Source organism: Acinetobacter sp. ANC 4169 (genome assembly GCF_002135355.1).
In the GTDB taxonomy this organism is placed as follows: Bacteria; Pseudomonadota; Gammaproteobacteria; order Pseudomonadales; family Moraxellaceae; genus Acinetobacter.
The window spans coordinates 105358-127485 of record NZ_NEGE01000003.1 but is presented as its reverse complement, the minus strand read 5'-3'; the positions used below and the strand labels follow the sequence as shown (position 1 = coordinate 127485).

General features: G+C 39.7%; 20 protein-coding genes. 19 read left to right on the top strand and 1 reads right to left on the bottom strand.

Features of this window, described 5'->3' with window-relative positions:
• The first annotated feature begins 649 nt into the window (after positions 1-649).
• The 17 genes from B9T26_RS03270 (at position 650) to B9T26_RS03190 (ending at position 17249) form a co-directional block, all read left to right on the top strand.
• The gene (locus B9T26_RS03270; protein WP_086198385.1) at positions 650-1162 is read left to right on the top strand and encodes a hypothetical protein; all 513 of its coding nucleotides are present in this window, start codon (positions 650-652) and stop codon (positions 1160-1162) included.
• Positions 1163-1266: 104 nt separating this feature from the next.
• Complete coding sequence (locus B9T26_RS03265) at positions 1267-1977, top strand: molecular chaperone (RefSeq protein ID WP_086198384.1); 711 nt, start codon at positions 1267-1269, stop codon at positions 1975-1977.
• A gap of 6 nt (positions 1978-1983) precedes the next feature.
• Entirely contained in the window at positions 1984-4323 is a 2340-nt protein-coding gene (locus B9T26_RS03260) for a fimbria/pilus outer membrane usher protein (protein ID WP_086198383.1), read from the top strand.
• A gap of 13 nt (positions 4324-4336) precedes the next feature.
• Positions 4337-4750 (top strand): hypothetical protein, encoded by a 414-nt coding sequence (locus B9T26_RS03255; RefSeq protein ID WP_086198382.1) that lies wholly within the window; start codon positions 4337-4339, stop codon positions 4748-4750.
• A gap of 204 nt (positions 4751-4954) precedes the next feature.
• Positions 4955-6238 carry a glycosyltransferase family 4 protein gene (locus B9T26_RS03250; protein WP_086198381.1) on the top strand — a complete coding sequence of 428 codons (1284 nt, stop codon included), beginning with the start codon at positions 4955-4957 and terminating at the stop codon, positions 6236-6238.
• Positions 6239-6269: 31 nt separating this feature from the next.
• The gene (locus tag B9T26_RS03245; protein WP_086198380.1) at positions 6270-6821 is read left to right on the top strand and encodes a phosphatase PAP2 family protein; all 552 of its coding nucleotides are present in this window, start codon (positions 6270-6272) and stop codon (positions 6819-6821) included.
• Between the two features lie 89 nt (positions 6822-6910).
• A complete protein-coding gene (gene iscX / locus B9T26_RS03240) occupies positions 6911-7111 on the top strand; it encodes a Fe-S cluster assembly protein IscX (RefSeq protein WP_086175858.1) in 201 nt (66 codons plus the stop codon).
• A 110-nt stretch (positions 7112-7221) separates the two neighbouring features.
• Complete coding sequence (ndk, locus tag B9T26_RS03235; protein WP_035265623.1) at positions 7222-7653, top strand: nucleoside-diphosphate kinase; 432 nt, start codon at positions 7222-7224, stop codon at positions 7651-7653.
• A gap of 122 nt (positions 7654-7775) precedes the next feature.
• On the top strand, positions 7776-9011 hold the full coding sequence (rlmN, locus tag B9T26_RS03230; protein WP_086198379.1) for a 23S rRNA (adenine(2503)-C(2))-methyltransferase RlmN: 1236 nt from the start codon (positions 7776-7778) through the stop codon (positions 9009-9011).
• 61 nt (positions 9012-9072) lie between these two features.
• Complete coding sequence (gene pilW / locus B9T26_RS03225) at positions 9073-9834, top strand: type IV pilus biogenesis/stability protein PilW (RefSeq protein ID WP_171262920.1); 762 nt, start codon at positions 9073-9075, stop codon at positions 9832-9834.
• Positions 9825-10613, top strand: coding sequence for a helix-turn-helix domain-containing protein (locus B9T26_RS03220; protein WP_086198377.1), 789 nt, complete (start codon positions 9825-9827; stop codon positions 10611-10613). Before pilW ends, B9T26_RS03220 begins: the two co-directional genes overlap by 10 nt.
• 24 nt (positions 10614-10637) lie before the next feature.
• Positions 10638-11759: a flavodoxin-dependent (E)-4-hydroxy-3-methylbut-2-enyl-diphosphate synthase gene (ispG, locus tag B9T26_RS03215; protein ID WP_086198376.1), complete on the top strand. Its 1122-nt coding sequence runs from the start codon at positions 10638-10640 to the stop codon at positions 11757-11759.
• 3 nt (positions 11760-11762) lie between these two features.
• Complete coding sequence (hisS, locus tag B9T26_RS03210; RefSeq protein WP_086198375.1) at positions 11763-13058, top strand: histidine--tRNA ligase; 1296 nt, start codon at positions 11763-11765, stop codon at positions 13056-13058.
• A 29-nt stretch (positions 13059-13087) separates the two neighbouring features.
• Complete coding sequence (locus B9T26_RS03205; protein WP_086198374.1) at positions 13088-13789, top strand: YfgM family protein; 702 nt, start codon at positions 13088-13090, stop codon at positions 13787-13789.
• Positions 13789-14937 carry an outer membrane protein assembly factor BamB gene (bamB, locus tag B9T26_RS03200; protein ID WP_086198373.1) on the top strand — a complete coding sequence of 383 codons (1149 nt, stop codon included), beginning with the start codon at positions 13789-13791 and terminating at the stop codon, positions 14935-14937. The genes B9T26_RS03205 and bamB overlap by 1 nt, the downstream gene beginning before the upstream one ends.
• 162 nt (positions 14938-15099) lie before the next feature.
• Positions 15100-16509, top strand: a complete 1410-nt coding sequence (gene der, locus B9T26_RS03195) for a ribosome biogenesis GTPase Der (protein WP_086198372.1) — start codon at positions 15100-15102, stop codon at positions 16507-16509.
• Positions 16510-16601: 92 nt separating this feature from the next.
• Positions 16602-17249, top strand: coding sequence for a 4'-phosphopantetheinyl transferase family protein (locus B9T26_RS03190; protein ID WP_086198371.1), 648 nt, complete (start codon positions 16602-16604; stop codon positions 17247-17249).
• Positions 17250-17433: 184 nt separating this feature from the next.
• On the opposite strand, the gene B9T26_RS03185 is transcribed toward B9T26_RS03190, so the two are convergent.
• Positions 17434-17862, bottom strand: a complete 429-nt coding sequence (locus tag B9T26_RS03185; RefSeq protein WP_086198370.1) for a hypothetical protein — start codon at positions 17860-17862, stop codon at positions 17434-17436.
• Between the two features lie 708 nt (positions 17863-18570).
• On the opposite strand from B9T26_RS03185, the gene B9T26_RS03180 reads away from it, so the two are divergent.
• Together B9T26_RS03180 and B9T26_RS03175 are read left to right on the top strand one after the other, a co-directional pair.
• The gene (locus tag B9T26_RS03180; protein WP_086198369.1) at positions 18571-20076 is read left to right on the top strand and encodes a hypothetical protein; all 1506 of its coding nucleotides are present in this window, start codon (positions 18571-18573) and stop codon (positions 20074-20076) included.
• On the top strand, positions 20067-22127 hold the full coding sequence (locus B9T26_RS03175; RefSeq protein ID WP_086198368.1) for a hypothetical protein: 2061 nt from the start codon (positions 20067-20069) through the stop codon (positions 22125-22127). Before B9T26_RS03180 ends, B9T26_RS03175 begins: the two co-directional genes overlap by 10 nt.
• Position 22128 lies beyond the last annotated feature (1 nt).

Below are 22128 nucleotides of genomic sequence, written 5' to 3'. Positions count from 1 at the left end.
TAAAGTAAGTACGATAGATTACGGTTGTGAAAAGCTTGGAATTAAATAAAAACAAAAATAAAAAATTAATCTTTCTTTCCCTTCTTTTATAAAAATTATTTATATAAGCCTGGTTTTCATTTAAACAATTATTTTCTAAATTAATTCATTTGTTGCTACGAGTTTAGAGTAGGTGTTTCTATGCTTAAGGAAAAGTAATAATGGATGAAAAAGAAAGAAAACATGACGATATAATCACAGATTTTCCAGATAATTAGCATTAATTTATAAACTTTTGTAAATTAAGTAACTTTATTTGATTTTTATGTTAAAATATGTTTTTTAAAAAAAATAGTAAAATTAATAACTTAAATATTTGGTGTGTGTATTTGTAATTTTTTCCTACATAATTAGAAATATTTTAAAATTGTATCATTTTATTTTGTGTCGTAAACCTTTCTAAATATAGTGTTAAGCTTAAATAGTAAATAAAAAAACTAACAGAAAAAATATATTGTGAATAATAACACTTTTACATTTATTTGAATTAAAGATAATAAGATAGGTCAACGGTTACGTAATCTTACTCATAATAAAAAGAGTTACAGCGTAATCGTTAAAATAACTACATATACATATTCTTTTATTAAAAAAAGAAATGGAGAAAATCATGAATAAAATGACACAAGCTGCATTAGCGGCATTAGTACTTGGCGTTTGTGCAACAGGCGTTTATGCAGAAGATGATTTGGCACGAGGTATACCAACTCCACCCCCTCCATCAGGTTGTGATACAGATTGTAGTGGAAAAATTGATATTAAACTTAAAGTTGAACCACATTGTGAACTACAAGTACTTACTCCTACCTTAACTTTACAAGATAAAGTGGGGGGCGATACTGCTACAGGTAGTTTCCGTGTGGGGGCAAATGCACTGTTTAAAATTGGTTTAACAACTGCAAATGGTTCTAATCTTAAAATGGGCAGTAATACAATTCCTATTTCAATTACCACTAAACGTAATGGCACAACAACTATTCCTTTGAATGCTACAACAGGATCTCAACCATTTACACCAGGTGGTTGGACTCCATATGATGTTACCGTTGTAAGTCCGCAAGTTGGGGTGTCTAAACCAGTAGGTACTTATACTGAAGAATTACGAATTGCTGTTTCATTCTAATTTTTAATTATAATGAAAGAAGTTAGGGTTACTTTTTAGTGATCCTGACTTCCCTATAAAAATATCAAGATTTCAAAATAAAAAAATTAATTGGTAGGGGAAGAATGAATAAGTTATTTTCGATGTTCGCTATTTCTATAGTATTGGCATGTTCACAGACAATTTATGCAGGACTAAAAATTACGCCTATTCAGCTGTATATTTCGGATATTAAAAAACAGCGTAGTGCTACCGTTACATTGGATTATAAAGAATCTGATCAATCTAAAATATTTGAAGTTTCTGCCGTGAAATGGACGCAAAATGCAGAAGGGGAGGATGTTTTGGAACCTGATACTTCTGTGGTGATCAATCCTAAAAACTTTGTATTACAGCCCAATAGTAAGCAGATTGTTCGGGTGGGTTTTACTCAAATGCAACCCCAAAAAAAAGAAGAAACTTGGCGAATCATTTTTAATGAAATTGCCCCAACTGTAAAAGAATCTAAGGTCAATTTCCTATTTAATATTTCTATGCCCCTCTTCGTTGGGATACAAGAAAAGGTTAAACTAAATTTTAATCCAGTATACAACGGATCACAGCTTTCATTAAATGTGAAAAATGATACCAATACGCATGTCCAAATTAAAAAAATAACCATTCTCGACGACAATAAAAAAGAAATTGCAGTCACGACGGACATGAAATATTTACTTAATAATCAGCAACAAAATTTTAATTTTGGTGAGATTAAATTGGGGGATTTTCATAAATATAAATTAATCATTGAAACAGATAGAAGTGAATTGCCGATGGAATTTAATTTGTCAGGGTGATGGATTATGCAAAAAATTATATTGTTTTTGCCATGCATATTTTTAAATATAGTCCTGCCTGTTCAACAGGTAAATGCGGAGGAGAACAATGTTGTTTTTAGTAGTGTCTGGTTAAATGGTATAGATAAAAATTTAGAAACACTTATATTTGAAGAAGATAAAAAAATATACATAGAGTGCCAAGCTTTAAATACCTTGGAATTGAGGGGTGAGTTTTTTCCTAAACATCCAATCAAACAAGATTTTTGTTTAATTTCAATGAATCCAGTTCTTGCTGAAATAGATCCACATGTACAGTCTGTGAAAATAACGGTACCCGCTGAATACTTTCAGGTCAAAAAAATAGACCAAGAACAATTAATTATGCCTGACAGGGCGGCTTTTGGTGCGTTTCTAAATTATGATCTGTTTTATGGGCAGACTTCACAGGATGAAGATTTTAATTCATTAGCAGAATTAGGGATTTTTAAAGATTATTGGCTGTTTCAAAATTCCATACTTGTGCGAGGTTTAGATGAGAATGAAGAAGAACCAACTCTTGCACTAGAAGAAGTAAAGGAAGAAAACGTAGTTCGTCTAAGATCAGCTTTTGATTTAGATTTTCCCGATAAGTTTTTAAGTTTAACAATTGGTGATACTACCACTATATCCAACCCTTTTGTTAATTCAGTACGTTATGGAGGGGTAAGTTTTGGAACAAATTTTACAGCTCGGCCTGATTATATTTATTGGAATATGCCGACTTTAAAAGGAAGTGCTGTTTTACCCTCAACAGTTGATTTGTATATTAATGGTGTAAGTATTTCTCAACAGAGAATTACTCCCGGGAGTTATACTTTACAACCTGGAGCATTGATTCAACAATCTGGAGATGCTCAGGTCATTGTTGAAGATATTTTGGGAAATAAAACTGTTCAAAGTTTTCCTGTATATATAAATAACAAACTTCTTAAACCCAAGTTAAATGAATATAATATTTCGTTAGGTAAAATTAGATATAATTATGATCTTCAAAATAATGATTATAGGGAGTTTTTTTCTAATGTTTATTTTAGACGAGGTGTAGGTAACTTAACGACATTGGGCTTAAATGCTGCATATAGTGAAGAAGTAAAAAATTTAGGTTTATTATGGACTCAAGCAATTAGTAAATATGCATTATTAGATACATTTATTGCAGGAAGTGATAGTAATAATGGGTCTGGTTATTCAGTTGGTGGTTCAATTAGTAGAAATATAAATAATATTTATTTAGGTTTTAGTGGGCAGTATTCTACTGATAATTATAAAACTTTGGGTTATGATAATGAAGTGCTTATTCCAAAATATGATTATATTTTTTATTTCAGTATGTATGATTTGCCAATAATAAATAATTTTAATTTAAATTATTTGGAGCGAAGTTATTATGAGGGTAATAATTTTAATATTTCAGATAGTCGTATATTAAATATTGGTATTTCTAGAATGCTACACCCAAATCTTTCATTAAGTGTTTCATTTTTTAAAGAATTTGAAGGTGAACAAGATTCTGGTGGATATTTATCTTTAAATTATAGTCTAGGGAATAATAAGAATGCTTATTTTTCACACTCAACTGATAATGAAACAAGGGTGCAATTTGTTAAAGCATCACCAGCGCAAACTGGATTTGATTATGTTTTGGGTGCAAATCAGCGTCGTGGAAATTTAGCTTATCAAGCTTCTGGTTTATTGAAATCAAGTATAGGCGATTTACGTGTTCAATTGGATCAATCTGATGAGTATGAAAACAATCAGGTGATTTATCGTGGGGCGATTGTTTGGCTAGGTGGGAAAGTGGCATTAACAAAATCTGTTGATAATGCATTTGCTTTGGTTAAAGTTGAGGATTCTCCAGAGATTGATGTTACAAGGTCATTGTCGCCTGTAGGCAGCACCAATAAAAATGGTTATTTGTTTGTACATAATATTATTCCTTATATTCCTTACGATATTTCATTCGATCAAAATCAGTTAGCGATTGAAGATGCTTTTGATTATTCGAGTCAAAAAATGATTGGCTTAAATCAACGAGGTTATATTCTAAATTTTCCTGTATATCACACCCAACAAGTAGTTTTGCGTTTATTAGATAAAAGCAATCAACTTATGCCTCGTGCAAGCGAAGTTTATATCAATGAGGAAGACAGTCAGTACTTCCCTGTAGACGCCCAGGGTAGAGTGTATTTATATGGATTAAAACCGAATAAATATAGGTTATTAGCTAAAACCAAGGGCGGTCAGACATGTCAGGGTGCTTTTGAAGTGTCAAATCAAAACCAAAAAGCGGTAGATCAGTCCGTTATGGATGTAATTTGTCGCTAGAGAGGGTATTACAATGAAAAAAATTATAATAGTGACTTTATTGTATGCAAATAGTGCCTTAGTGAATGCGGGACAATGTTATTTAAATGCTATATCTGAACCCGTAATGCATTTGGCAGATTATTATCATAGTTTTGCTGCAACTTCTTTTAGAGTTTTTTGCGACCAATCTTATGCAATCAAATTTAGCAGTCAAAATTTGCGTAGTTCGGATGGTTCAAGTTATATATCCAATGGTGCTTATCGCTTAAAAACTAGAATGAGTATTTCGGGTCCGGTAAGAAATCAATGGAATGTTCCTCTGTCCCAATCTAAAAATTCAAAAGATAGTAAATATGTCATTGCGGTACGATTGGAAGAACAGCCTTCTATACGTACCCCAGTTGGTATATATAGCGATGTAATATACGTAAACCTATTATTTTAATTACTTTGTATGTCAGTGAAAGCTTGTCTGTAATTAAAAATAGAACTAAAAAGAGCTGCTTAAAATAGTTGGGTTTAGCAGGTGATGGTCTGTCTTTATTGATTGTTAGGGCTATACATTGTTTCAATAAACGGTCATCTAAAGATCATCAAACTGAAAGAAATAACATCTAAGCTAAATCTAAAATAACGATATAGGTGTTGTATGGCAACTTTGTATGCGACCAGCCTGCTAAAACAACAAAATTTTCCAGAAAATTTCCAATTTTATTTTAAAAAAAATAAGCAAGACCGCATTTGTAATGATATCGCAATACTCAATGATTTAATTCGCCCGCGGCTGAAAATTGCGATTGTGACAGAAACCTGGCCGCCAGAAATTAATGGGGTAGCACTTTCCTTATTACAGTTGTGTAAGGGGCTACAAAAGCAAGGACATAAAATTTTACTGATTCGACCAGAACAAAAGCTGACTTGTGGTGAATTTTTACCCAACCGGGAGTGTTTAGTCAAAGCCCAAGCTATTCCCCGATATCCAAGTCTGCAATTTGGCTGGCCACAGTTTTTAAAAGTCGCCAATGCATTGGATCAATTTGCACCTAATGTGGTGCATATTGTGACCGAAGGACCATTGGGACTTAGTGTGTTGCAAGCTGCTAAAAGTAAGGGTATTCCTGTTTCGAGCGGTTTCCATTCACCTTTTCAGGAATTTAGTCGCTACTTCGATTTGGCCTTTTTAATTAAGCCGATTCAGCGTTATTTACGTTGGTTTCATAACAATACACAACTGACCTGTATTCCCAGTAAAGATACGGAATATATTTTAAGAGAATTTGGCATTGATTGCCCTTTGGAGGTGGTGGGTCGTGGTGTAGATGTGATGTGTTTTTCTCCACACCATTACTCAGAGATTTTGCGCCAACAATGGCAGGCCACATCTAGCACTCAGGTCATGCTGTATGTAGGACGCTTATCTCCTGAAAAGGAAATTGAGGTTCTGATTCAAGCCTATGTCGCAATGAAGAAAAATACCCAGCAGGATATCAAGCTGGTCATTGTGGGTGAGGGACCAGATCGTGCGCGATTAGAGCTGTTGTGCCAAGGTCATGATGTTATTTTTACCGGAAATCTATCGGGTTTAAAATTGGCTCAAGCCTATGCAAGTGCAAATGTTTTTGTGTTTGCTAGTCAGGTTGAAACCTTTGGCAATGTAGTGCTTGAGGCAATGGCCAGTGGTTTGCCCGTCATTGCCTATAATTATGCCAGTGCACATTTACATGTCAAACATGGCGAGACAGGTTGGTTAAGCTCATTGGGAGATATGACAGGTTTTATGCAGTCAATTTATCAGTTGCCGAGTAACCAACAATTGAAATATATGGGGCTGGAAGCCCGAAAAGCTGTGCAGCACATCGGCTGGCAATACCCGGTACAACAGTTTGAGCAAGCACTGTATCGGGTAGCGATGGAGATGGAAATGACATCCTAAATTTTAAGCAGCAGCTTAAAGGAGCATCATCATGAATTTAAAAAAAGCAAAAATAACGATGTTGGATCTGGATTTAAAAGGTTGTTTGTATCTGAATCATTTTTCACATTCACAAGCTGTTGCCTACTTTTTTAAAATGATCAGCCGTTTTGGCAATGGTTTATTTTGGCTAATTATGTTGGCAAGTTTGTGGGTGCTCGAAGGAGCAGTATATATAGTACAGTTGTTATATTTACTGATTAGTGGGCTTGTAGGTACGGCTATTTATAAAATATTAAAAGATAAAACTGTACGCCCACGCCCGTATCAAGTGCATCAGGTCATTCGATTGCAGGAACCGCCGCTGGATCATTTTAGTTTTCCTTCTGGTCATACTTTACATGCCGTTATGGCAAGTACGGTATTGGGATATATCCAGCCGGTATTACTTGTTCTGATGTTGCCATTTACCATTTTGGTAGCTATATCACGGATGGTATTAGGTCTACATTATCCTAGTGATGTCGTGGTGGGCGCATTGATTGGTGCAGTGGTTGCCAGTGGAATTATTGTGAGTGCGCCTTTTTTTAATATCATGTTATAAAAATGCGTGTCGATAAATCAGGAAATTCACGCGGTTTTTCTAAAATTTGCTAAAGTACCGCAACTGATTTGAATATATTAGGAATAGCTATGGGTTTGCGTTGGACAGATACTATTGATATTGCGATTGAGCTTTCTGAAGCACATCCAGATGTGGATCCACAATGGATTCGTTTTACCGATTTACATGCCTGGGTTTGTGCGTTACCAGACTTTAGTGATGATCCGACTAAATCTACCGAGGGTTTGCTGGAAGGGATTCAAATGGCCTGGATTGACGAAGCACGTTAAGCACTCATCTTAAAAAAGTATTTTTTTACAGATGAAAAGCAGAAAAATACGCATTATCTCGGTATAATGCGCCAAATTTTCATGTCAACAATTGACTTAAGGAGCCTATCATGGCTATCGAACGTACTTTATCTATCGTAAAACCAGACGCAGTTGCTAAAAACCACATCGGCGACATCTTTGCTCGTTTCGAAAAAGCGGGTCTTAAAATCGTTGCAACTAAAATGAAACACTTGACTCAAGCTGAAGCTGAAGGCTTCTACGCTGAGCACAAAGAACGTGGTTTCTTTGCTGACCTCGTTGCGTTCATGACTTCTGGTCCAGTTGTTGTTTCAGTTCTTGAAGGCGAAAACGCAGTTCTTGCTCACCGTGACATCCTTGGCGCGACTAACCCTAAAGAAGCTGCTCCTGGTACTATCCGTGCAGATTTCGCTGTAAGCATCGACGAAAATGCTGCTCACGGTTCTGACTCTGTAGCATCTGCTGATCGTGAAGTTAACTACTTCTTCGCTCAAACTGAGATTGCTCCACGTACTCGTTAATTCGAAGTATTCAAGCCAGATAAGTGTTATTATACTTATCTGGTTTTTTTATTCCCTGAATAATTCTTTGCTCACATATTGAGCTTCTCCTTTCATCTTTAGACATGGTTTAGGTAATACACATGAGTACTGAAGCAGTCGCTGTATCAGCAGTTTCTGAGGCACAGCAACACACTCCATCCGCTCCAGCACAGCAAAAGGCTGTCGAGAAAGTGAACTTACTTGGCATGTCGCGTCCGCAAATGGAAAAATTCTTCGAAGATATGGGTGAGAAGAAGTTCCGTGCAGGGCAGGTGATGAAATGGATTCACCAATTTTTCGTGACTGATTTTGCCGAAATGACCAATATCTCGGGCAAACTGCGTGAAAAACTGGAACGTATTTGTGAAATTAAAGCGCCCGAAGTGGTGCATAAAAATTATTCTAAAGATGGTACCCGTAAATGGGTATTCCGAGTTGGCGATGGTGATGGCTCATTAGTCGAAACCGTATTGATTCCTGCTGAACACCGTAGCGGCTTACGTCGAACCTTGTGTATTTCTTCACAAGTCGGTTGTGCGCTCGATTGTTCATTTTGTTCAACCGGTAAACAGGGTTTCCAACGCGATTTAAGCCAGGCTGAAATTATTGGTCAGTTATGGATGGCAAACTTCTCTTATATGGAAGATGTGCCTGTGGCTGAGCGTGAACGTTCAGTGACCAACGTCGTGATGATGGGCATGGGCGAACCGCTGCTCAACTATGACGCTGTTTTAAATTCAATGCGCATCATGCTGGATGACTTTGCATACGGCATGTCGAAACGCCGTGTAACTTTGTCGACTTCAGGTGTGGTACCGAAAATCGATCAAATGGTGAAAGACATTGATGTGGCTTTGGCGATTTCATTGCATGCGCCAAACGATGAGCTGCGCAACGAACTTGTGCCAATCAATAAAAAATATCCGTTAGAACAATTGATTGCGGCGTGTCAGCGTTATATCGCCAAAGACGGTAACGAAAGTTCGCGTAAGCATGTGACCATTGAATATGTAATGTTAGATGGTGTGAATGATCATCCTGAACATGCACAACAAATGATTAAGCTTCTTAAAAACTTGCCTAGCAAAATCAATTTGATTCCATTTAACCCATTCCCGCATGCGCCATATGGGCGTTCAAGTCGTAACCGGATTATTTCTTTCCAAAAAACTTTGTCTGATGCCGGTTTTGTGTGTACGATTCGTCAGACACGTGGCGATGATATTGATGCTGCGTGCGGACAGTTAGTGGGTCAAGTTGCTGACCGTACCCGTCGTGCGGAACAGTGGAAAAAGAAAGTAGCGCAGCAAAATGAGATTCTGCGCACTCAAGGATAATAAAAGGGGATGCCAATTGAGAAAGCCCGCATATAAATTAGCTTTTATTACAACAATTTGTATGTCTGCTATTTTTGTTACTGCGTGTCAAACACCAGCAACAATAGGAAAAAAAGATCCTGAAAAGGCAGTGAAAGTTCGCACTCAATTGGCGGCAGAATATATTAAATCGGGTGACCTGGATTCAGCAAAACGTGCTTTAGATCAAGCGCTTGAGGTTGATTCACGTGATTCAACGGTAAATATGATGATGGGCGTTTTACTGCAGCAAGAAGGCAGTAAAATCAGCATGGATAAGGCTGAATCATATTTTAAGCGGGCTATTTCTGCCGACCCGAAAAATGCACAAGCGCGTAACAACTACGGTACTTATTTGTATCAAATTGAGCGTTATAATGACGCGCTTGATCAGCTCAATGTGGCAGGCGCTACATTAGGCTATGATCAACGCTACAGAGCATTGGAAAATGCAGGACGAATTTACTTAAAACTCGGTGATGTTTCGAATGCTGAAAAAACATTCAAACAGGCCCTGCAAGTCAATCGTGACTCTTATGTTTCAATGTTAGAGTTGTCAGAAATTTTTTATGCAAAACAGCAGACCGCTCCTGCAACACAATTGTATGAACAGTTTGTGCGTAGTGTCGGTCAAAAGAATCAAGGTGCACGTGCGCTTTGGATTGGTATCCGAATTGCACGGGCAAATAGTGACACAATGGGAACGCAGGTCCTGGTTAACCAATTGCGTGCACTGTTCCCTGAGAGTCCGGAATACCAACGTTATCTGCAATTACAGTACAGTACTGAGGCCGTATGGAAGTAAATCCTAATTCACCGCAATCGAATGGTTCAAGCGTAGTACCCACTGCATTAGGAAATGTTCAGCGTCCAGGCGAGTACTTACGTCAAATTCGAATTGCACAAAAGCGTGAATTAACTGAAGTTGTCAAAGATTTAAACATCCCTGTGAAAACTTTGACGGCATTAGAACAAGATGATTATAAGGCTTTGCCTGAAGCCACCTTTATTAAGGGTTATTATCGTACCTATGCGAAATACCTGAAGGTGGATGCAAGTTCTATTATTCAACGTTTTGATGAGATTTATCAAAATGATACTGGATTATTGCCAAATCATGCCTTAAACAATTCACCCATTAAAATTATGGGTAAGTTGCCGGGTTCCAATAGCGACCGTAATAAGAAATGGTTAAAACGAATTCTTATTGCACTAGCAGTTTTGATCGCATTGGTGGTTGCGGGGATGGCTCTGCAAAACTGGTCATCCAATCAAGATGACAGTCAGGAAGTTGCTCCAGCTGAATCTGATGTTCAGGTATTGAATCTGGATAATTCGGCTGCAGTGTCGGGAGATCAGCTTGAACTTGCATTCAGTCATCCAACTTCTGTGCATATTGTTGATGCAACCGGTAAAGTGCTGGCAACTGGCCGTCAGTCATCTAGCTTGAAGCTGAATGGTGAAACACCGTTCCAAATTCGTCTGGATGATGCATCAGCGGTGACTTTAACCTTGAACAATGAAAATATTGCATTGTCATCTTATACCGTGAACGGAAAAGCAGATTTCCGTTTGTCACGTTAATGGGTCAAGAATAGAGCGATATCCATGATTGAAAATCCGATTAAGCGCCGTCCTACTCGTAAAATTCGTGTTGGTTCTGTGTATGTGGGTGGTGATGCGCCAATCAGCATCCAGAGTATGACCAATACTGAAACCTGTGATGTGGCAGCAACCGTTGCGCAGATTCAGCGTTGTGCAGATGCTGGTGCCGATATCATGCGTGTTTCCGTGCCAAGTATGGAAGCAGCAGCCGCATTTGGTGAAATCCGCAAGCAGGTGAATGTTCCCCTGGTTGCCGATATTCACTTCGACTATAAAATTGCCTTAGCCGTTGCTGACCTCGGTGCAGACTGTTTGCGTATTAACCCGGGCAATATTGGTTCAGAAGCGAAAATTCGTGAAGTGGTGGCAGCAGCAAAACATCATGACATTTCCATGCGTATCGGGGTGAATGCCGGTTCATTGGAAAAAGACATTCAGAAAAAATATGGCGAACCGACTGGTCAGGCCTTGCTTGAATCCGCGATGCGTCACATTGACATTCTAGATCGTTTAAATTTCCAGGAATTTAAAATTTCGGTGAAAGCGTCGAATGTGTTCTTAACCATGGATGCGTATCGTCTGTTGTCGCAGCAGATTGATAATCCATTACATTTAGGTGTGACCGAAGCGGGTATTTACCGTACTGGTTCGGTGAAATCAGCAATTGCGCTCGGTGGTTTGCTGATGGAAGGCATTGGCGATACCATGCGTATTTCCTTGGCTGCTGAACCTGAAGAAGAAGTGAAAATTGGTTTTGATATTTTAAAATCATTAGGACTTCGTTCGAACGGCATTAACTTCATTGCCTGCCCAAGCTGTTCACGCCAGGAATTTAACGTGATTAAAGTGATGCAGGCACTGGAAGAGCGTTTAGAAGATATTCGTACCCCTATGGATGTGTCCGTGATTGGGTGTAAAGTGAATGGCCCGGGCGAAGCCAAAGAAGCCGATATTGGCGTAGTAGGTGCAAGTCCGCGTTCACTGGTGTATCGTAATGGCGAGAAAAGCCATTTAATCGATACCAATCAATTGGTTGATGAAATCGAAACTATGGTTCGTCAACGTGTTTCCGAGCTTGAAGAAGCTAAATCTAAAGAGATCATTCGCACAGGTTTTTCTGAGTAAATCATGAGTTCAATTGTCGCAATCAAAGGTTTTAATGACATTCTTCCAACGCAAACCCCCGCGTGGAGACGTCTTGAGCAACATTTAGCATCACTTATGGATGCTTATGGTTACCAGCAAATCCGTTTGCCGATGGTTGAGCAGACCAATCTGTTCAAGCGTTCAATTGGTGATGCAACCGATATCGTCGAAAAAGAAATGTACACCTTTCTGGATAAAGGTAATCCGCCTGAGTCTTTGACTTTACGTCCTGAAGGGACAGCAGGCTGTGTACGTGCCATGCTGGAGCATAACCTGCTTCGTGGTGCCACTCCGCGCGTGTGGTATATCGGGCCGATGTTCCGTTATGAAAAACCGCAAAAAGGTCGCTACCGCCAATTCCACCAATTTGGTGTAGAAACTTTTGGTGTGGCAACACCAGACCAGGACGCAGAATTGATTCTGATGACGGCACGTTTGTGGAAACGCATGGGTGTGGCCGATAAAGTACAGCTTGAATTGAATACATTGGGTGAGTCTGACGAGCGTGCAGAATACCGTGCTGCATTGGTTGAGTTTTTAGAATCACATAAAGCTGATTTAGATGAAGACTCACAGCGCCGTTTAACCACCAATCCGCTGCGTATTTTAGATTCTAAAGATACAAAAACTCAGTCGATTTTAGAAAATGCACCGAAACTTCATGACTTTATGGGTGAAGAAACCTTGGCGCATTTTGCTCAATTGCAACAATATTTGACTGATGCCGGCATTGAGTTTGTGATTAACCAAAAACTGGTTCGTGGTCTGGACTATTACAACAAAACTGTATTTGAATGGACCACGACACATTTAGGTTCACAAGGTACCGTGTGTGCCGGTGGCCGTTATGATGGTTTGGTGGGTCAGCTTAAAGGCAAAGCAGATCAGTCTGTACCCGCTGTTGGTTTTGCCATGGGTATGGAACGTCTGTTGCTTCTGCTTGAACAAGTGGAAGACAACACACCTGTTCGTGATTGTGAAATGTTCCTGGTTTCAGATCCAGCATCTCAGGCCAAAGCTTTGGTTCTTGCCGAGCAGATTCGTGACCAGCTTGAAGCAGCCAATAGCACAATCCGTTTGAAAACCGGTTCACAAGGTTCAATGAAGAGCCAAATGAAAAAAGCCGATCAGGCCGGTGCCGTTTATGCTTTAATCTTTGGTGATCGTGAGGCCGAAGCTCAGCAAATTCTGGTCAAGGAGCTGGCAACAGCAGAACAGACTGAAATTGCAGTGGCTGATTTTGTGCCATTTATCATCGAAAAATTTTCTTCAAAATAAGCCAAATAACATAAGGAAAAGGTAATCCCATGAACGCATTGAGTGATGAAGAACAACTTGATAACTTAAAATCTTTCACTAAAAAATATGGTTCTGCCATGATTAGTGGAATTTTAATTGCGTTGATTGCCTTTTTTGGCTGGGAATATTGGCAGAAGAAGAACTTGGCTGAGTCTCAAAAGCAAACAGCCAAGGTTCAACAGTTGATGGATGATGCAAAAAGTGCACAAAGCGATAGCAATGCCTTTAATGCCTTATCTGCAACTGCGGACAAAATTGTTAAAGAAGCTCCAGATTCTGTCCAGGCCATTCAAACTCAATTGTTGATGGCTAAGCTGGCTTATGACAAAGCCGATTATGCACATGCAGAACGTGCCTTGAAGAAAGTTGAAAATTCCAAACTGGATGATGCCGGTTTAGTGCAAGTGGTTAAGCTTCGTTTAGCCTATGCTCAGCTGGCACAAAAGAAATATGACGATGCAATTAAAACATTGGCTGCGGTGACCGATCCTGCCTTTAAGGCAACTGCTGATGAAGCACGTGGTGATGTCTATGTGGCTAAAAATGATATCGAAAATGCTAAAAAATCGTATATGAGCGCATGGGATGCGTTGCTTGAACGTAAGCAAGAACGTCAAATTTTACAAATTAAACTCGAAAGTGTTGGCGTTTTAGTTGATGATCCTGATGTGGAACGCCCAATTTTAGAAACACAAGTGGATGAGTCGTGATGGATAGAAAATACAAAATACCGTTTGCACTAACAATTTTAACATTTGCACTTGCCGGTTGTTCTACCAATAAAATCAAGGTGGAAGAGGTTAAGCCGAATCCATTGCCTAAATTGGTGCAAGCAAAAAATCTTGTTCCTGTATTTTCTCAAAGTGTTTCTTCGACCAGTAAAGCAGACCCGTTACGTCTGCGCTTAGATGCCGATAATGGCGTGGTTTTTGCCGTCGATCCAAATGGTGAAGTGGCTGCCTATCAAGGTAAACAACGCGTATGGAAACAAAAAGTTTCCAAGCAGGGTTTAAGTGCGGGTATAGAGGCCGGTGAAGGCATTGTGGTGGTTGGTAATAAAAAAGGTCAATTGTTTGCTCTGGATCAGGCCACAGGTGAGCAAAAATGGACTGCGCAGTTGTCAGGCGCCATTTTATCTGCATCACTCATTCAGTCCGGTCGTGTCATTACCATTAGCAATGATGATACGGTCTATGCGCATGATCTTGCTACAGGTCAGCAAGTCTGGACCTATAACCTGCCGAATGTACAGTTCAGCTTGCGTGGTGTTGCTACACCAGTGGCACTTGACCCACGTACCGTCCTGATTGCTTCATCCAATGCCTATATTTATGCTTTAGATATTATCAGTGGCGTGCCGCGTATTCAGCGTCGTGTTGCTGTCAGCGAGGGGCGTTCGGATATTCAGCGTCTGAATGATCTGGATGGTGACCCTGTTGTTGCTGGGCAATTCCTGGTAACCACCAGTTTCCAGGGACAGGTGACGGTAATGGATCTGGCTGCACAACAAATTGTGTGGAGCGAAGATGCCAGCAGTATCCAGCGTCCTGAAGTCTTTAATAATACCGTCTACGTTGTTCAGGCTGATGGAAAAATCACGGCCTATGCACTGACCACAGGTCAGCAATTATGGCAAAACGACAGCCTGCTGAATCGCCAACTCAGTAATCCGGTGATCTTGGGCCAAGATCTGGTGGTAGGTGATTTGGATGGCGTATTGCATTTAATTGATCCGGCAACAGGCCAGCTGATTGGTCGTTCAAAAACCAGTGGTGAAGTACGTACACTGCGTGTGATTGACAATCAACTTTATGTGGCGACCCGTAAGGGTGCTTTAAGCATCTGGCAGAATCGTTAATTTTTTTCAGCCTTATGTTAAACTAAGCTAACCGTATTTTTTTACACGGGGGATTGAGTATTCAATGCCCCGTGTTTTATTTATTTTTGGCCCATTATTTCTTCCATTGTTTCTGCTTGTTCAGACCAGACCTACTGGCTGATCTTGAATAAAGGTTAATTTATGAAACCCGTAATTGCGCTCATTGGTCGTCCGAACGTCGGAAAATCAACGTTATTTAACCAGATTACCAAGAGCCGTGATGCGCTTGTTGCTGACTTTGCCGGTCTTACCCGTGACCGTAAGTATGGCGACGCGACTTATCAAAATAAATCATTCATCGTTGTCGATACTGGCGGTATTGGCGAAACTGAAGGTGGGATTGACTCCTACATGGCTGAACAATCAAAAACAGCCATTCACGAAGCCGACATGATCATCTTTGTAGTAGATGCACGTGCCGGACTACTTGCATCTGATGAACAGATTGCACGTGACCTGCGTACCCTGGGTAAAAAAGTATTCCTGGTTGCCAACAAGGTGGATGGCGTACATGCTGAAGCTGCACTGGTTGAATTTTACAAACTGGGGATGGGTGAACCGTTACAAGTTGCTGCCAGCCATGGTCGTGGTGTGCAGCAAATGCTTGAAGATGTGCTTGCCGATGTTCCTGAAGATGAAAACCCGGAGCTGCATGATAAAGATACCGGTTTGCGTTTAGCGATTATTGGTCGTCCGAATGTGGGTAAATCGACTTTGGTCAATCGCCTCTTGGGTGAAGACCGTGTCGTAGCATTTGACCAACCGGGTACCACTCGTGATTCGGTTTATATTCCATTTGAACGCGATGGCCGTAAATACACTTTAATTGACACTGCCGGTGTACGCCGTAAAGGTAAAGTCGATGAAATGATCGAGAAATTCTCGATTGTAAAAACCCTGCAAGCGATGAAAGATGCGCATGTGGTGGTCATTGTGGTCGATGCACGCGATGGTATTGTTGAGCAGGACTTGCATTTAATTGGTTACGCGCTGGAAGCAGGTCGTGCCATGGTGATTGCGATCAACAAATGGGACAACATGTCTGAGTATGATCGTAAGCAATGCAAGCTGGATGTCGACCGTCGTTTTGACTTTATTCCTTGGGCAAAAATTCATTTAATCTCTGCACTGCATGGTACAGGGGTAGGTGATTTATATCCTTCAATTCACCGTGCTTATGATTCATCGCATTTAAAAGTTTCACCGGCCAAAATTACCCAAATTTTGAATGATGCCACTGATGCGCATCAGCCGCCGATGGTACAAGGTCGCCGTATTAAAATGCGTTATGCGCACATGGGCGGACAAAATCCACCGACTATCGTGATTCACGGTAACAAGGTGGATAAAACTCCGGCAGATTACCGTCGCTATTTAGAAAACGTATTCCGTAAAGTGTACAAACTTGAAGGTACGCCGGTAAAAATCGAATTTAGAACCTCTGAAAACCCGTTTGAAGGGCGTAAGTCACAAATTGATGAACGCACGGCAGCACGTAAGCGTCGTTATGTACAGAAGTTCAAGAAAGCTGAAAAGAAATTTAAACGTTAATTTTCAAATGTGCTGTTTCTTTAAAAGCCCAAAGTGATCTTTGGGCTTTTTTCTTTTAAGATGTAACTGTGTTTTTGAGAGGACGATCTTAAGTGAGTAGATGGATACGGGTAGATGTGAATGCGCTTGAACGTATAGTGACGCTGTCTCATGAATTAGATCGTAAAGCTAAAATTCAGCTGCAAAAACAGCAAATCTATCATTACCGCAATCAATTACTCTCAGAGCAGTTACAGACCACAATTCAGCAGCAGCAGTTGGCAACCACTGAATATGGCAAACCTTATTTAATTAATTTTCCAAAATTTTATTTTAATCATAGTCATAGCCAAAAAAATTATGCTTTGGCGACCAGTAGCAATATGCCGGATCTCGGGGTGGATATTGAAGACCTGGATCGTAAGGTCAGATTTGAAGCCTTGGCGAATCATGCCTTTCATCCTCATGAATTAAAATACTGGAATGAATTGGAGCAGGATGCAGAGTATTGGTTTAAAGTCTGGACCACCAAGGAAGCAGTATTGAAAGCTGCCGGACTGGGAGTACGGTTAAACTTAAATGAGCTGGATACCCACGTTCATCCGCTGCATGATGGGGGATTGTGCAGTCATCCTTTAATTGGAACATTTGCCTATCAAAACTTTCATTTGGGCAAGGTCATGCTCACGGTTGCCTGGCGATCAGAAACTTCCTGTAAGGGTTTTGCTTTTCCTGAAATAAAAATCTTTTTGTCATCTTAAAATATGCTTTTTTGTATAACGGAATGAAAAATAAGATATAAAGAATAAAAAATTAATCTGAGTAAATGGCAGATCAACAAAGAGAAAATTTAGAACAAAAAAACGAGTTAAGGGTATAACTCGTTTTTAATGGAGAGATATTTAAGATAGGACTAGAGCAGATCGTTGATGAAAGATGCAAGGATTATTGAAGGCCATCTTCGCTACGATCTACTTCAATTCGATATAACTTCGTTCCATTATTTGCATAAAGTAAGCGGCCTGCGCCAGGATAATAGGCTTCGATACGGAATTGATCTTTAGAAAAAGCACCTGCAACAGGTATCCAGGCTTTGGCGGTTTGATAGCTTCTTTGGTCTGTTGAAGCACCCACTAGATCTTCTACCTGACGTTGTGACATCCCAATTTTTAACTGGGAAAATTTAGAATTTTTATAATCACCTACAATTTCACCCGTATAACTGCCATCGACAGAAACCTCTTTGGTGGCATTACCATTCGGTGCCGAATTTATTGAGTTATTCTGAAAAGTATTTTTATCGGATGAATGTGGCATAGTGGTACATGCCATTAAACTTAAGCTGCTGATTAAAATAAGAAGAGAATTTTTCATTATTATCGCCTTATTGAAAAGGGGGTAAAAATAATTTTAGTCAAAATTAGACAATGCCCATAGGTGTTTTTTAAGTAAAGTTTTACCAATTGTTATGGGTAAATGGTACTTCACTATTCTACTCCAATTCTTGCAGCCTGAGGTTGTTTCTAAAGTAGATGAAAGAATAGAGGTTCTATTTTTTTAGAAATTGCTATTTTGCCTTCTTCTTCAAGCCTATTCTCAATGCGGCGAATCAACTATGGCTAGACTTCTTTGATGGATTAAACCAAATTTAGTTTTTTACCGGTCTGCATTTGTAGGTTTGGGGGTAAATACCAGCTCTTTCATCTGAAATTGCATACAATTGTTAGGGGTAATTTAAATAATAATATCCGTAATAATCATTCTTTAATACATTGGTTTCCTTTTCTATTTATGTTTCCTTGAGTGAAATTTGTCGAAGTTTTTAAAATATGTACTCAAAGTTAACTAGAAGAATAAATTGATAAAATTCTATGGGAGTTTAATTTGTTAATAATTTTACAAGGCAAATCAATTTATTAATCAATTGGCATAAGAAATCAATAAAAAATAAAATTATGTGATGGTGTTGATATTTAAATTTGTTATAATTTGTATGTTTTTTGTATTTTATAAAAATCACGTTAAAAGTCTATAAATTTTACTTATTAATAGATAAAAACTTTAGTGAAAAGGGTATGAATGATGAAAAAAACCATATTGGCACTCATGTGTTTGGGTTCGGTTCAAGTCTCCAATGCGGAAATCATTAAAGTGAATGGCGAAGGTAAAGCAGCCATTATAAAAAAAGATCCAAACGCTACGCGTAATCAAGCATTCAACAATGCGAAAACAGATGCTGTCATTGCCATGATCAAAAAAATAAATGGTCCACAAGCAATGGGGGAAGCACAGCAGTATCTAGATGACATAGTGAAGCAAGTTGACTCTACTTACATTATTAACCGTGGCAGCTCAACCCAAGGCAATAATGAATTGGTGACACAAGTCAGCCTAGAAATGGATGATCAAGAGTTTCGTTCGATTTTAAACGATCTTGGACTGGCGAAAAAAAATAGCCGCACCAGCCCGATTATGATCGTGATGGATGAGTATTTTGGCGTTCCTAAAGATAATTCCAAACCGGTCAAAGAATTTACCTCTTATTTTTCAGATCGTAGCTATAGCTATGATGAAGATGCCAGTTATAAAGCCAGTGAAAGTGCCAAAGCCAGTGCCTCCGATTCTTATTCATCAAAAGGACGTTCAGCTGCCGCATCTGGTTATGCCTATGATAATTATTATGGTGCAGGTGTAGGGGTTTCTGCACGCTCAGCAAGTCATAACAACTCGGGTAAGTCGGCTTCTTCAAGTAGCTATAATGCCAGTGAGTCAGCCAAATACAGCCAGTCAGAACGTCAAAATGATATTCAGAGTTTTGTGAAGTATGTGGAATATCAGACCCCAAGCACCAAAGCTGAACGAGATAACCAGACTTTAAATGCAATAGCGGATTCAGCCTCTCGTTATGATTTGCGCTTACTCGATTCCGACCGTTTTAAAAGCCAGTATTTGAATGGTCGTAGTATGACTATTCAGCAATTAACGAGCGATGTAGAGTTGAATAAACTGGTAACAGCCGCACGCAAAGAAAAAGCTGACTGGTTTATGGCGGGAAGTTCATATATTTATGATCGTGGCCGTTCACAGGCTACCGGTCAATTTGTATGTGATGGTGCAGTAAGCTTTAAAATTTATTCAGTCGATGATTCAACCTTAATGGGCGGCGAAACGCGTACTGAATCAGCAACTGGCGCAACGACTGATACATGTCGAACCAATGTAGCGAATAAGCTAGGTGAATTGACAATTGGCCGGATTGGTCCACAGATTTTAGGTTATGCAAAAAATCGTTCGATGTACGGTAAGGAAATTACCATTTTTGTGAAAAGCGTTTCGGGGAATGTTTCTTCGCGTTTAGGCGATGATTTATATATAGCTCTGGATGAGATGGACGGTGCGGAAAATGTGGATATTCGTACTCAAGATGGCAAACTGGTTGAAATGACTATGACCTACAAGAGTGCAAAGCCTATCTCTGCTGAATTGGCCAAAGCATTACGTAAAGTCAATCCAACGCTGTCGAATGCTGAACGCTTGCAAGCCGGTAACACCATTACCCTTTGCATTGGTGGCACGCAATGCAAATAAAACTTAAGGCTCTAAGTTTGGCGCTGCCTATGCTATTCACTGTATGGGCACATGCAGATATTGAAATTTATCCTTCCAAAGGGATTTTTGGCTTAGAACAGGGTTGTCGTGCTGATCCGAATACATATGAAGCCAATGGTTCTTCAATTGTGTGTGATTTCAGTCAAGCAATAGACAATGACTCTACACGTCAGCAGGCTGAGCAAATTTTTCTGCAAAGTTTGAAGCAAAATTTTGGCGATCAGGTGGTTGCCACTATTTCACAAAAGAACAAGCATCGTACTTATGTGGCATCCTTAGAAGTACTCCGTGCAAGTGAATACGTTGTTAAAAAAGATTCAACGGCCGAAATTTTTCTGCCTGTGACCCTGAGTTTGAAACTCACCAATATATTGTCTGGCGAAGTCATTTATAGTGACAGTGCAACTTTGTCTCAACCGATTCAGGTGCTGAGCAGCGAACTTGAATCAGCAGCAACCAAAGCTGCAATTAAGCAGAAATTTCAAAGTACCTTGCTGACCTTGACCCAGCAAGTGGCACAGGGATTAAAATCTAAATTAAATGTTGCGGAAATCGAGACCAAAGTCATTGATCAGTGGAAATCTTATCTGGTCTTAGATAAAGGTTTTAATCAGGGCATTGCAGCACAGGATGAATTGAGTTCGGCAGAAGGTGATTTAATCCGGATTGTGCATGCTGACAGCGACTATGCCGTTGCATTACCGGTATTAATGCAAGGCAATGCCAAACAATTTAGCAAGATATCCACCAATACCCGTCAGGCAATGAACAAGCCCAAGGCTTTAGTGGTTGATGTCTTAACCTATCAAGGTGAATCAAAAGATCTCATTGAACAGATCTTCTCCGATGCCGTAGGTGAGCAGGCTTCCTTTTCACTTACGCCAGTCAACCGACGTTATAGTGCCATGGCACAAAGCATCAGCGAACAGACATCGTTGGCACAAAGTAAAGATATCAATCAGCGTGATCTGCCAGAATTTTTTATTCGTATTAATGTTATTCCTGTGATTGCCTATCAGCAGCAGATTGGCAAGATGACGCAGCAGCAAGTTTTTCATAGCGAAGTGTTTGCAGAAATGATTGATCGTTCCGGTCGGGTCATTTATTCAGCACATGCGACGGATGATATTAAAGATATTGTTTCTGAAGGTATGGGTTTTTCTTTAGAAGCACGTAAAGAAGTTGCGTTAAAAAATGCATTGCTTCAATTGGGGCAAAAGTTCCAGAAAGGTCTTCAGTTTACTCGTGCAGATTTAAAAGTCTCTGGTTCTAGCGGACAAAGTATCACAATTGATGATGCTGGTGAGCGATTAAGTGCAGGCATGAAAGTGCATGTCTATCATCAGGACAAAGCTGCGCAGCGCAATATCCTGATTCCGACGTGGGAAGCAACCATTGTTGAACGCCAAGGTACAAAAGTGAGCGCTCAGTTAGATTTCCCGATAAGCAGCAGTGATCGTTTACCGGTACGTTCGGGTGACCGTATTTTGATTGATAGTTCTGCTCCAGTTGGCGATTCAAAACAGGCACGTGTCTTGTGCCCGGGCTTGCATACCGACCAAGTCGGCGAAATTCCATTTTATGGTTTTGGTCCGCTCATTTATCACGCGTTTAGCAGTCAGTCGAAACGACCATTTTATGCCACTGGTGCTGGCTTTAAAGGGCAAACCTTACTCAAAGATGCGGTCATTCGTATGACCGAGAATTCAGGTTTTAAAAAGAATCTGGATGCAAATTTTTATGTTCCGAAAGATGAATGTTTACAGCCGGTATTTAAGATTGAAGTCAAAGAAAACTCGGTGAAATGTAATGCCGATAAATCTAATTGCGATGCCACATTAATCATGGCAAGTGGTGCTCGCAGATTTAATGCCAAAGCTGAAAAAGTTGGCGCTTATGGTTTGCAGCAAGAAATTGGCTTAAAGGGCATTGCTCACCTGCATCGTCAGGAAATGTACAACATTCAAATGTTTGAAGCTTTACCAAAAATTTTAAATCAAATCGTGCAAAAAGCCGATTCTACACAATAGG